Annotated in this window: 10 protein-coding genes; 6 read left to right on the top strand and 4 right to left on the bottom strand. The window is 55.9% G+C overall.

Annotated features, from left to right (window positions below; all coding sequences use genetic code 11):
- Position 1 precedes the first annotated feature (1 nt).
- Positions 2 to 1,024 carry a glycosyltransferase family 2 protein gene (locus AS026_RS05580; protein ID WP_062368887.1) on the bottom strand — a complete coding sequence of 341 codons (1,023 nt, stop codon included), beginning with the start codon at positions 1,022 to 1,024 and terminating at the stop codon, positions 2 to 4.
- Between the two features lie 345 nt (positions 1,025 to 1,369).
- Here AS026_RS05580 and AS026_RS05575 point away from each other — a divergent pair, with 345 nt between their 5' ends.
- From AS026_RS05575 to AS026_RS05565, 3 genes are all read left to right on the top strand, one after another.
- Positions 1,370 to 2,518 carry a glycosyltransferase gene (locus AS026_RS05575; protein ID WP_062368886.1) on the top strand — a complete coding sequence of 383 codons (1,149 nt, stop codon included), beginning with the start codon at positions 1,370 to 1,372 and terminating at the stop codon, positions 2,516 to 2,518.
- A 27-nt stretch (positions 2,519 to 2,545) separates the two neighbouring features.
- Positions 2,546 to 3,469, top strand: coding sequence for a glycoside hydrolase family 16 protein (locus AS026_RS05570; protein ID WP_062368885.1), 924 nt, complete (start codon positions 2,546 to 2,548; stop codon positions 3,467 to 3,469).
- Positions 3,470 to 3,601: 132 nt separating this feature from the next.
- Positions 3,602 to 3,829, top strand: coding sequence for a hypothetical protein (locus AS026_RS05565; RefSeq protein WP_062368884.1), 228 nt, complete (start codon positions 3,602 to 3,604; stop codon positions 3,827 to 3,829).
- A 611-nt stretch (positions 3,830 to 4,440) separates the two neighbouring features.
- Here AS026_RS05565 and AS026_RS05560 read toward each other — a convergent pair.
- The 3 genes from AS026_RS05560 to AS026_RS05550 form a co-directional block, all read right to left on the bottom strand.
- Positions 4,441 to 5,205 (bottom strand): hypothetical protein, encoded by a 765-nt coding sequence (locus AS026_RS05560; RefSeq protein WP_245307342.1) that lies wholly within the window; start codon positions 5,203 to 5,205, stop codon positions 4,441 to 4,443.
- A gap of 406 nt (positions 5,206 to 5,611) precedes the next feature.
- Positions 5,612 to 6,382, bottom strand: coding sequence for a nucleotidyl transferase AbiEii/AbiGii toxin family protein (locus tag AS026_RS05555; protein WP_245307340.1), 771 nt, complete (start codon positions 6,380 to 6,382; stop codon positions 5,612 to 5,614).
- Positions 6,383 to 6,465: 83 nt separating this feature from the next.
- Positions 6,466 to 7,557 carry a type IV toxin-antitoxin system AbiEi family antitoxin gene (locus AS026_RS05550; RefSeq protein ID WP_062368881.1) on the bottom strand — a complete coding sequence of 364 codons (1,092 nt, stop codon included), beginning with the start codon at positions 7,555 to 7,557 and terminating at the stop codon, positions 6,466 to 6,468.
- A 312-nt stretch (positions 7,558 to 7,869) separates the two neighbouring features.
- Between AS026_RS05550 and AS026_RS05545 the strand changes: the two genes are divergently transcribed.
- From AS026_RS05545 to AS026_RS05530, 3 genes are all read left to right on the top strand, one after another.
- Positions 7,870 to 8,796, top strand: coding sequence for a cation diffusion facilitator family transporter (locus AS026_RS05545; protein WP_062368880.1), 927 nt, complete (start codon positions 7,870 to 7,872; stop codon positions 8,794 to 8,796).
- A 1,605-nt stretch (positions 8,797 to 10,401) separates the two neighbouring features.
- Positions 10,402 to 10,788 (top strand): hypothetical protein, encoded by a 387-nt coding sequence (locus AS026_RS05535; RefSeq protein ID WP_062368878.1) that lies wholly within the window; start codon positions 10,402 to 10,404, stop codon positions 10,786 to 10,788.
- 288 nt (positions 10,789 to 11,076) lie between these two features.
- Entirely contained in the window at positions 11,077 to 11,619 is a 543-nt protein-coding gene (locus AS026_RS05530; RefSeq protein ID WP_342587549.1) for a SyrB-like regulator, read from the top strand.
- Positions 11,620 to 12,909 lie beyond the last annotated feature (1,290 nt).

Raw genomic sequence — 12,909 nt, 5'->3', positions numbered from 1 at the left:
GTTAGCTTGAAAAGGCTCGTTTCAATCGGGACCGCATCTGGCGGGACCGCGACGGATCAATCCGGATGGCGGCCAATTGCCGTGCCGTGGCATTCGGAAGTAGGAAAAGCGCAAGGCCAAACAGACAAAGAGCAACTCGCTTCGTGCCCATGTTCTCGCGCATCACCGCGCCGATGTAAGCTGAAATCTGGCCGATGCTCGGCCTCTTGCCGTCAACGACGGTGCTCATAGTATTGAGCTCCATCACATATGCGTAGTCAGTGCGAACCTCGACCCTGTCGGTCCCGGCACATCGAGACTGTACAAGTTCGGCAAGATGATGGAGGCGACCCATGAACCGGTCCACATAGGTCTTCATTCGTGTTGAACTAATGTCAGAGAAAGCTGACAGGTTGGCGTTGTGAATCCTATATTTGCCGAGTGCCTTGTCGATCGAAACGACCCTTCCGACGAAGGGGGCAAGCAGGTAAGAGACCCCGTCGATAGCACGCTCATAGGTCATGTCCCCCAGACCGTCATAGACATCCCTCCGATAAATGTTTCCGGACGTCGGCGGTGTGTCGTAGTAGCCTTTTTTTCGAATGGATTGGATAAGGGGTTCAGAATCGGCGGTAGGCTGAAGCGAGGGAAATGCATTGCCGATTGGCCTGCCCTCCTTGTCGATTGGCAAGAGCATGAACTGGATCTTGGAAACGTCTGGCCGCAGATAGGAAGTTATCTCGGCGAGCGCGCCTTCAGCAAGTACATCGTCAGCATCAAGGAAGTAGATGAAATCGCCTCGCGACAGCGACAGGCCCTTTAGGCATGTTTTCAGGGATCCGCGATTGGCTGTGCGCACCGCAATAATCTTCTCCCCGAATTCCTGGATTTTTTCCCAGGATTGGTCGGTCGATCCATCGTCGATCACTATAATTTCGAGATTGTCATAGTCTTGCGAAAGAACACTCCGGATACATTCAGAAATGTACATTTCGTAGTTGTAACAAGTGATTATGATGCTGAGAAGCGGACGGACTTTTATCATCTTGCAAACCTTCTCTACTCAGCTTATGTTGCAAAGCAGCATACCAAGTGCAGTGCAAGACGTCCATAGAAATAACCTTGGGCGATGCAATATAGGTGGCCAAAACGGCTGTGTCTTCAGGCGTCCCGAAGTATGTCGGAGCGAAGTAAGTATTATTGCCATCGGCATTTACCGTGGCGTCGTAGACGTTGTCTATGGTGATGTTGTAGGCGCTACCAGGGCTTCGCTCGACGTAGCATGATCGCAGTCGATGCGATCTGCAGTTGATGAAATGCTTGTCTATTAGGTGTCCGGTGCGCGTGTGCCGGCACATTGAGCTCTCTTGCCTTTTGGTCCGGAGGACGAATGGAAATGCAAGTCGGCCTGCCAGTTCGCGATCAGTTCCGGCGTCGCCTGAAGGTCCTCTACATTCAGCCGGGAACAAGTTCTTTTGCCGGAATAGAGCGGGTCGTCGATGCGGTCTGCACGATGCTCGCTGACCGTTTTTCGGAAGATTTCGAGGTTGACGTGCTTTACACCTCGGTTCACAGGAACCGGCCGACGGAGACTCGTGGTTACAACGTCATCGACCGCGTCGCGCATGGGCGCCTGGACTTGATGCGTATTTTCCGAAACGTCATCAAGTCGAAGGACTACAATCTGGTCGTCGTCCCTCAGATCGAGCCGACAGTCATCTGCATGGCGGCTTGTATTGGCTTGAACCGTCGATTTGCCGTCCATTTGCATGGAAATCCGAAGCGCGAGGCCGACCATCTCAAAGCGAAGATTCTCTTCCTCCTGATGCGGTTCTATTTCCTGTCGAGAGTGTCTCACGTTTTCGGCACCTCGCCCAGGCAGCTGGAATCCTTCAAGGAGATGTTCAACAGCAAAATCCCGCAGGTGTGGGTGCCCAACCCTGTGCGCGCCTTTGATCTTTCTGAAACGACGTCTTCCGCGGAAGCCACAGGTGTCGTCACATTCGTCAATGTCGGCCGGTTTGCCTTCCAAAAAGGTCAGGACATTCTGCTTCAGGCATTCTCCCAACTCGTCAAGATCCGACCGAACGTTAGACTGAGGATCGTCGGATACGGTGCTGGCGAGTCGAACCTGCGTTCCGAGATCTCAAGGCTCGCGCTAGACGGATCCGTCAGTATCGAGCACCATCCCACCAGCCCCCAGCCGGCGCTTGCCACGAGCGATGTTTATGTCTCGACTTCCCGATGGGAAGGGTGGTCGCTTGCGATCTGTGAAGCGTTGAGGTTCGGTTTGCCGGTTGTCTCGACGGACTGCGAATTCGGACCAAGTGATATCCTGGTAGACCCCCGCCTCGGTCGCCTCGTACCTGCAAGCGGCGGCCCGGCCCTCGTCGAGGCGATGGCATACTTCTGCGACAACCTTTCAACCGAAAAATCGCACTCCGAATTTCGAAAAACTTTTATCGACAGGTACAGCCCCGAGCGCGTCGTGGAAATTCACGCGCAGGCTCTTCGGTCCGCCGCCAGGGCGTTTGCTTAACGTCAAACGTCGATACGGAGAATTTGAATGGAGTCTTTCCTCTCGCGACGCGGATTTCTACAGGCCTCTTGTGCATGGCTTGCCTTCCACTGCGATGATGGCACTGCCGCAACCGCTTCTGGTGATGATCCGACAATGGGCAGGGAGATCGTCTTCGAGGATAGGTTCAATTCAATCGACTGGTCTGTCTGGGACGCCGGTCCGAAGGCGACGACAGCTGCAAACGGCTTCTATGGTCGATCGGCATTTGCCACCAAAGATGGCGCGGAGGGCTTCAATCCTTATGCCATCGTCGACGACGCGGCGGCAGAAGACGGCAGGGCGCTGCAGATATCCGCACGATATATCGGACGGCCAATGAACGTGCCAAACTACTACGGCAACAGCTTGCCCGAATTCCAGTGGATTTCCGGGAACCTACAAACAGCGAGAAAGGACGGGGTCGTCCTCAAGGGATGGCGCAAGGGATATTTCGAGACGCGCATGCTCTTTCCGCGCCATCCATTGAGCTGGCCGGCATTCTGGATGTTGAACGGCCGCAGCATCCTGGAACCAAAGACAAGCATCGAGCTTGATATAGTGGAGCATAAGGGTTGGGAGCCCACCGTGTACGGGACCTACCTTCATGAATGGGGCGGGCCGGATGAGGGCGGGCAAAGCACCGGCGTTGAGACGCCCGTCGATATGACGGCAAGTTATTGTCGTTACGGCATGCTCGTCGATGACACGCGATGCGTCCCGTACTTCAATCGAAAGCCCGTCACCGACACGAAGACGGGAAAGCCAGCTGATTGGCCAATCACGCGTTCCGCACGACTGGACGAGGAACTCGATGTGTTCTGGCCACTCTTGACGCTTGCATTGAGGACCGACGTCCGGTTTCCGCAGCCTTTGCAGGACGCCGACAAATTCACCTACATGCGCGTCGATTATTTCAGGGTCTACGCGTAAGGCGGCCTTGAACGTTCGCCTGAAGGCGCAGGACCGGTCATTGTCATTTGCAGGCTGGTGGACCAGAGAGCCGTCACATGGGGAGACCGAAGACCTCCAAATTCAATCCCTACGGTCATGAAGGAGAACATTATGGATAGCAGTGACCCGGAAACCAACAAAAGCGTTGATGAAATGGCGCTCTTTGCTGCCTCAGTATTGAGCTCGGCCACGTCCTCCTCCGTTGAAATCTCAAGTGCGAGAAGTGTTCTGGTCGAAGTCAAGCGCGTCTCATATCGTCTTGCCACCGATGAGGATGTCAAAGCCCAGTACCAGCGACTCGCGCAGGCATGTGCCTCCCGCAAGATGCCCGTCGGCTGAAGGAGGTGAGGGCTGATCGTCGGTTAAACAAATCAAGCCCCTAAAACCCTAATGCTGCTTTAAGGTATCAAATGGGAAAGTTGGACGCGATTACGATCCTCATCGTGGAGACGAACTATCGATGCGATTGGCGCTGCGTGCCGAGCCTGAGGATGCGGCGATGACTGTAATCGAAGCGCGAAACGCCTCATAGGTGTTGTTGGAACTCCATCGAGGCTGTGTTGAGCGATATCCGCAACCATTCGCGGGATGGTACGAGGTTACGCCTGAGCATAATTCGATACCGATCGTATCGGCACTGGAAATCTCGATCGGGTTTTGATCGGAGCCCTGTCTGCAAACGAGCGATACGAACGATCGCCAGCTGAGCCCTGGAATGGTCTGTTCGGGGTTTTCGAACGAAGCTTTGTGCAGGAGCAGCCCTGCGTCAGCAAGCTCTTCCCTTTCGAGCTGGCGTTTCAATCGTGGTGAGGTCCTTGGCCTCCTCGGCCGCGGTTGATTTGCGGCCGGAAAAAACCAAATCGTTCGTCTTCTTGAAATCCGGTCACGAGGCGGAGGAAACGCCGGCCTTAACGCATGATGGCAAGCCACAACCTCGTTGCCATATTGCGTCAATGCCTGAGCTGCGCCTTCAACCTGCTATGGGCGTGGGGATCGAAATAATGGTAAAGAGCCGTCGCGCGCACGGTGCCGGGATCGCATGGTTCGTTTGCGTGGATACTTCGGTAGCCCCAAAACAGGTAGAGATTTCCGGGAACCATTTTGATCCTCGTGAATGACGATGGATCCTTCGCAGCTCGGGTTCTCAGTGACCGTTGCCGAATCTTGTCGACCATTATCTTATCGACGAGATTTCCTGCATAGGTTTCCCGGACGGGTCTGGTATTCGGGAGGAGGAGGAGATCGCCGGCAAGGCCGACGGTGGGTATGACAATGGGAAGCAACGCTGTGACGAGGTAGGAGTCGTAGTGGAAGTTGAGAGAATGTTGCATCATTCCCTTGCCGGTCAGGCATCTAAGCAATTGATAGAATTCGACAGCAGGAGCCGGCTTGTTGCGGCTCGCCACATAAAGCCTCGAAAAGATAGACTGAAAGCGCGTGGATTTGGCCAGTTGATCAAGTCCGGAACCCTTGACGGCTTCGCTGCCTTTGAAAGCCACATATTCGTTCCGGGAGTCGCGCACGGATGATGCAACGAACTCCTGCATCGTCATCAAACTGGAGGGCGCCAGGAAATCCGGTATGCAGCAATACCCGTCGCGCTCCATAGCGGAGAAAAGTGATTGCAGGTAGGCATCGGAGATTTCGGGAGTGGTTTCATCAAGCGCACTTGTAGTATCCATAACGGACCTCGAAAGCGTTTGACCTCCCGCCATAATACTAGATTCTATATCTAGGGTTGTCTAGCCGTGGGATCAAAGAATCGCGGCTAACACGGCATCGTTCGCATGGACGCAGCGCTCGGCTGCCGCGCTCCATGACCTGTCATAAATGGATAGGTTGTGGTTGCATCATGGTAGCCAAAGTTGTGTCGCGTCCAGAAGGCCTCATTGCTGTGTGTGCTCTCTGCCAACTCTGCCGCTCTGAACGCAATTTCGCTGCCTGCTATGGGGAGGTGGCGAAAGACATACCGAAGGCGATCTCCGAGATGCCGTAGCCCTCGGAGGCGCCGGTTCCATTGCCTTCAACATATCCAATGCGGCGCGAGGTTGCCCGTCGCCAAACTCAAGGGAAGAAGCAAGATTTCGCTAACTGGTCAATCCCGCTACAACTGGACAACCATCATTTAACCATCCCGAGAGCCGTCATCCAAGCATGCACCTGACCAAAGGCATCAGTTTGCCACTGCTCCGGCGTGCGCTCGCTAATATGGGTCGTTCCCTCGATGAATTGCCGCACCCATACTGGTCCGATCATATCCTCTTTTGCGAATTTTTCTGCGATCCCCAGATAGCCCTGATGTGCGTCGTCTATTTCGAGTAGTGGACGACATGCCTCTGCAAGCGCCTCGGGACCGCCGTCGTAATTGCGGATGCAATAATAGACGTCATAGGCGTCCTTGCGCTTATGGCGGCGCATCAGTGCATGACCTTTCATGGCGAGCAGCGCTGGGATTGATGCAACGGCGATCTGCACCCGGTTATGCCCACCGCCCGGCATCTCGCCTTCTATCGCCGTGAGTTGATGAAAGCGCACGGCGAGCTCCGCACCGGATGCACGCTGTACCGCAAATTCCGATAGGAGAGGGGGGATGTTCTTCTCGATCTCAGCGTCGCGCGGCATCAGAAAGTCGACGATGACGTCGACGGGAGGTCCTCCGTCGGCCACGTCAATCGTACGGACCAGCTGGAACCGCCGGTGCTCCGCGCTCTGCGCATAACCATGTCCCATGAGGGCTTCGACCAGCCGGACATACTCGCCGTCGCCAAGCGCCTCGGCGTCCAGCGTTAAATCAATGTCGATCGTGCCGACATGTTCCATGTCGTCGGCTTCCAGAAGCAGCCACGGCACCGCTCCGCCGACAACGGCGAATTTGCCCTCGAAGCTTCCCAAGATCTGTCCAATCTCCATGAGCGCGGATTTGACCGCGTTGCTGACGCGGTCAGTGTAGTCGGCAGCGGATTGTGGATCAGGTGCTAATGCCATTTGAGCAACTTTTCTCGCAGATGTTCAGCGGCCTCGCGCCCACGGTCATCGAGACGTGAAATGTCAAGATAAGTAAGGATCGGTGAAGAGACTGGTGGCGCCCCGGAAACCTCGACCCGCTCCTTCAAAATGGTCGGATCGTCCGGTTCGATGACTTCGACATTGGCGCCGCTGTTCGATGGCTTCAGCTTGAGCGCGTCGATCAGTTCCGGCATAACCGCCGGGTCCGCATAAAGCGTCGTCATGTTGCCACGCAGATAAGGAGCGAGCCACTGCGCGGCGGAAAGACCGCCAAGCATGGCATGTCCTGTCATATCGGGCCGATTCAACACTTCGCGAAGCCTTTCCTCCCACTGGCGCCCGTGGAGAATGCTGTACCAAGATGATCGCTTGCCGCGGACCGGCTCGTAGGAGTCGCGCCACGCATCCAGCAACGCGTCAGGATCGATGAGCCGAAGGCCGTCTTCATCGACCTTTGCCCACTCCCTGTCACGAAGTGCCGATCGCATATTGCTCACATGGCCGATGCTTACCGCCGAGGCCTCGGCTAGATCACTGACTTTCCAGGCCCGACTAGGATCGCGCAAAAGGGCGCGCAGGACGTGTCCCGCCTTCGGCGAGAACACAGCGCGATAGTTGCGCGCTGCCGGCTTCGGTTTATCTGCTGTTTCCCGCTCGATATAGACGCCGTCGAAGGCTATCCGGCAGTTGCCCGCAAGGTCGAGCCAGCCCGTTCCGGCTTCCGCGCAGATCGCGCGAGACTCCGGAGATAGCCACGAGGCTGCGACGATGGGGACAACAACATCGGCATTCTCGTGCAGTCGATATCGTGCCAAATAGGCATAGAGTTGATCAATCGCGCCTCGGACCTGTCGCGGGTATGCCGGCTCTTTCACCTCGCAGATGACCGTGATGGAACGGTCCGCCATTTTTACATGGGCGATGATATCGGGGCGCTGCATCGGCGTATTGGGGCTGGTCCGTAGATCCCGTTCCTTATCGATGGCCTCGATTGCGAGCGACGGAATTCGCTCCAGTTGCTGACGCAAAACGTCGGCAATCTCATTTTTGGTCTCTTTCACTTGTTCGTACTGTTTCATTATACAGTGAAATATACCATCTTAGTGAAAATAGCAATCAATTTCAGCGGACGCCGCCATTTCACTGATTAGTGAAAGTGGGCATTTCAGTGAAATCGCTGCATTTCGCGGTGATCTTGTTAGTGCGTTATCCCACATAATAGTCAATGGATCAGGGGCTTAGCTAGTGAATGATCGTGCCGGTGGTTCGTATCCATTCAAGACCGCCAATTGAAGCTTTCCAACGTCATTTGTGAGATTGTCGTCTCAGCGATGCCATAACGCTAGTTGGATTGGTTTTGTGGAGATACGTGAATGTTGAACGAGCAGCAGTTTCTACGCATCTCTATCGCGGCAACGGTGATTGTCGCCGCTCTTGGAGTGGCCTTTGGCATTTTGTCGGGCTCGTTCTCCATCGCCTTTGACGGCGTCTATTCGCTGGGCGACGCGGCGATGACCGGCCTTGCGCTTTGGGTGTCGAGCCTGATCGTGAAGTCAGCGCAAACCGACGCGTTGTCTGGAAGAGTTCGTAACCGCTTTACAATGGGCTTCTGGCATCTGGAGCCAATCGTCTTGATGCTTAACGGCAGCCTGCTGATGACCGTTGCGGTTTACGCGCTGATTAACGCGATCATCAGCATCCTCAATGGCGGGCACGAACTGCATTACGGCGTGGCGATCATCTACACGGCGGCGACCGTACTCGTCTGTGCTGTCATGGCCGTTATTGGTGCCAGGTTGAACCGCCGCCTGAAGTCGGACTTCATTTCCCTCGACGTCAAGGCTTGGATCATGTCGGGAGGTATTGCCCTTGCCCTGCTGATCGCGTTTGTCATCGGTCTCGCTGTTCAGCCGACCCCTGTCGCGTGGATCGCCAGCTACGTTGACCCGGTCGTCCTCGCATTGGTTTGCCTGGTGATGATTCCGCTTCCAATCGGTACAATCTGGAAGGCACTGACCGAGATCCTTCTCATCGCGCCGGTCGACCTTAAGAACCATGTGGACAACGTCGCTTCCGAGACCGTGCGTCGCCTCCACTTCCTTTCATATCGCGCCTACGTTGCTCGTGTCGGTCGGGCGACACAGATCGAACTCTACTTCATCGTTCCCAAGGGCCTTCCGCCGAAAACGGTGGAGGATTGGGATGCGCTGCGCGACGAAATAGGGAATGCGATCGGCGATGAAAGCACCAACCGCTGGCTCACCATTGCGTTCACGGCCGATGCGGAATGGGCGGAATAGCCCTTTGAGCATCGCACTTTTCGGCAGAGCTCTTGCGCTTTGAAGAGCATGATGACTGCCGTTGGCTGATTTGCACCGCTTCGTCACAAGCGGCCTCACTCGATACGGTGACAGCTCAGAAGACCCCTTGGGCGCCGACTTTCTCTCAGCGATCCGCTATCGCGCGACGTTCTAGAATGCCAAGCCTCCATTTCCTCAGATCCGAGAGCTGCTTGGCAGGTCTCGCTGACCGCGCCGTTAAGGTCGACACCAACGCCTACTCGGAACCGCCGCGCCGAGGTGACAATCTGCCGTGACCGGGGCCGCGCGACGCCTACTATTAACGACGTTGAAGAATCGTGACTCGACTGATCCTTCACGCCCATAGTTCAATGCGCAAGCGGGGATTGGAGGGCAGGTCAATGAGATACGAACGGCATGATGCTCGGGCTTATGCGATCAAGATAGTCTCAATATTGCTGGCATCAGCCGTAACGGCCGGGGTTCCCACCTGGATTGTGGCTAGAGCCATGGGTTTTTGACAAAGGTCAATGCCGCGCGGCAAGCCTTGCCTGCAGCCTTAAACAGGCGGGCCGCAATCGCCATTGCCTGGTTGCGTGTCCTTGCCAACGATCGAGCGATTTTGACCATGTCGTCGCGCGCAGCGGTTTTCATTTCCTCCCTCACGCTCGCCAAATCGGCAATGGGCAAACGTGACGCCAGTACTTTGGACTTTGGACCGACGTGCTCGGACTTTGGTCCAACTAGCGTGCATCTCCCATGGCGACTATCTCTAGTTTGTCCTGATCGCTGAGCGGCTGGGAAGCACAAGAAGGGAAGCCCCCGCCCCAAACGGCTTCCCTTCGCTCGCTTCTGGATCGGCAATATCGTTGGGCCCCCAGACCTACTTAAAACGGTACTGGTCAAACAGCCCGCACGGTCGTTGCTGTAACCCACGCTCTTTCCGATCGAGTGAAGGCTCTCGCGCGGCGAGTCCGCCGCTAGGCGGCCACGCGTCGGCGACATCGTTGCTGACTGCGTTATCGACCAATACTATCCTGTAAAGGGATGAGACAGCTGTAACATGACCCCACTTGCATGCGGTCGGGCGAGGGCGCTCAAGCTGACTTTAATAGGGCTATAGAGCCTGTAAGAATCCGTGCCTCACCTATGGAGACGCCATACGATGCCATCAGCGGAACTGCATGAACACGCAGCTGGCGTCGCGATCCTGTTGGCCGGCGAGACGCACGTCGATCGGAAGAGAGTGCTGGATTGTATCGTCAAGGACCCGTGGGCGCGCGTCTGGTTATGGACGGCGCTATCGTCCAGCGGACTTCGATTTGCATCTTTCAGATGGTCGCGTTTTTCATTTGCGCCAGCGTAAAGTGCCTTCCCTGGGGGGCTGCTTTTCACAGCTGCCTAATAGCGCTGCGTTCGACCCGCCGGTCCCACGATTGTTCTGCGCGCCCCCTGCAAGTGAGGCGAGTAGCGGCTAGCTCGCGAGAGTGCCTTTACAATATATCGCCAATCCGCAATCTTTGAGCCAGGATAATCAAAAACGCAATCAGCGCGGAAGAAAACTCGCACATCAACGCTAAGTCACAGCCAACAGGAGGTCGAACCATGAGACAGAAGAACGTTCGGATCTATCGAAATCCAGAGCGCGGTGAGTCCGTCAAGGTCACTTGGGGCGAGGGCGGGGAGAACGACTATTCTGACGTCAACGCGGCCGCGACCGCGCTTGGCTGTTCGGCAGAGTGGCTGGAGCAAAACCTGAAGACCAGCTTTCTCACGAGCGTTGGCATATCGGAACTCGACTTATATTGGGACGACTCGATGTGGCGTTCCGACACATCTAGCAGGAGTTTCACCATAAAAGACCGTGTCAGTCTGTTTGGTGAGATTACTGCCGTGGACGACGAAAAGGGAGAGGTTACCATTCGGATCAATGGCGCTCCTGTGACTGTAACCTTGTCGAACGAGAACGTTGTTCTTCTCGCAAGAAACTAGGCTTGATTCGAAGAGAGTTTTTTGCTCGTAGCGCTGGTGGGACGTTGCAGGATCCCACCAGCTTTATTCAGCCCTCACGACGGCGGCCCGGTCAGTGATGTGCGTCGCGGTTGACCGGGCATCGGCAGGAGAGAAGCCGCCCGTTGCCCTTTCAGTAGCCATCAACGCAGCCAACATTTAGTTTCTCGTGCATCGCGGCCGATGGCCCACAGGTTTGCTCCCATATCCCTTGCGTCTGCCTTGGCTTACCGCTCATGGCTTGAGCAAGCCACCAGAATAGGGGGTGTCGTGCAAGGAACTGAATTGAATGAAGCGCGTAAAAATCACAATCCCGCGGATTGGCCTTATGTTGACTCTGTCCCCAGCGCAGTTGAAAAGAATCCCCAGCTAGTGAGGGAGAAAACCATGGCTGACGAAAATAATACCGCGTCGATAACTGAGGGCGCAGAAGCGACTGCTTCGGCGGAAGCGCCGGCGCCGAAGAAAACACGGGGACCACGACGTCAGAAGGCCGCTGCCGACGTAGCGCCAGCGCCGGTCGTAAAATCGCCGCGAGGTCGCCGCAAGAAGGTGGAAGAGCCAGCGAGCGAGCCAAAGCCAGCTGCTTCAGCGACGACCGCCACGGCGAAAGCGAAGGGCGCGGTCAAGCAAGGCCGGAGACCTGGAGCGCAAAAGCAAGTGACCAAGACAGCCCAAGCTTCTGTCTCGGCACTGGACGATATGGCAGATCTGATCCAACTCGAAGAAGAGAACAGCCGGTTGCGCAAGACACTTGCTGAAAAGCTACGCGCGGAAAATGCTGACCTTCGCAAACGGCTTGGTCTTAACTGAGAGTTCAAAAAAACTCGATCAGTTGCGCTAACCCAGCGTGACATGATGTGGCGACGAACGTTGTCAAGACTGATTTGGTCGGGCCCGGCTCCGGGCCCGACCAATAATAAGCTGCTGCAACCCCGCGGTGCAGCTTGTTCCAGATTGAAGCACGATGAAATCTCCTTGGAAATTCCTGTCAAAACTCACGTCGCGCCAATCGCTAACGGAAGGCGTATCTTCACCCGGTGACGAGGCCAACGCAAAGGCGGTTGAAGTCGAGGAAGAGCATTTTCCCGCATCGCCAAAGGTACCGGATGCGCAGGATCTGGCACCAGGAAACGACGACACGCTCGTGGGCCCGGACGCGGCCAGAAGCGACATTGATCCTCCATCATCGGGGCTGCCAGTCGAGTTTGTCGGGGATGAAGAACGGAGCAATGCTCAGGTCCCTCCGCCGGGCGCGAGGGCTCAGGAATCGTTTGGGGAAGCCGGCTCCGGTGGGCAACACGCACGCAAAAGCAACGCGCGACGCATGCGCCATGTCAAAGAAAACCGCCCGGATGGAGTTGTCGGAAAGACCGTGGTATCAGGGGAGGGTCAAAGAGCGAGATCAATTTCGCCGCCCCAGGAAACGCCCATTGACCCGTTGAGGGAACTCGATGACGAAATAGGGCAGTTGAGGACGCGACTGGCTGAAAAGTTGCGCCAGCAGAATGCTCAGCTTAGAGAGATGCTCAAGAGATTCGACGCAAGCTGAATTGCGTCGCTCGCACAGTTTGGGAAACCATGAAAACACAGCAACGGAAATTTGTCGTCGAGTTCAAGTCAGCGCGGCGTCGATCGAAAACACAAGCGGCTTCCATTTGGGCCGGCACGGATCTCGAGGCTGCCGTCCGTGAAACGGCCTCGCAGACACCGAATCTTTTCGAGCCGAGCACTGTTTCGATACCTGCCGTCCAAGAAAGCCAAATCGAGTCGACCCCGGTTCCAGTGCGATCAATTCATGTGCCGAGCGAAAGTCGCACCGACCAAACGATCCAGGTTCCGGTCGCCGCTTTCGAGACTCCAACGGTTGAGCAAAAGGACAGCGTAACAGTCAGCTCGGATTTCAAGGCGGAGGTAATGGAACCTGAGGTCACTTCGCCAAAACAAAGTGCGCCTCCTCCCAAACAACGCGCCGCCCGCCAGAAAAATCGCGTTTCGCAGGCTAGCAATCTCGCCACGCGCCTTGCGAAGAGCGAAACGCAATTCGACGATCTCGCTGACCTGGAGGAGGAGAACAGGCGGCTGAAACAACTTTTGGCAAAA

This window comes from Rhizobium altiplani, from assembly GCF_001542405.1.
Lineage (GTDB): Bacteria > Pseudomonadota > Alphaproteobacteria > Rhizobiales > Rhizobiaceae > Rhizobium > Rhizobium altiplani.
The sequence above is the reverse complement of the archived record's forward strand: the minus strand, read 5'-3'. Positions and strand labels throughout refer to the sequence as shown.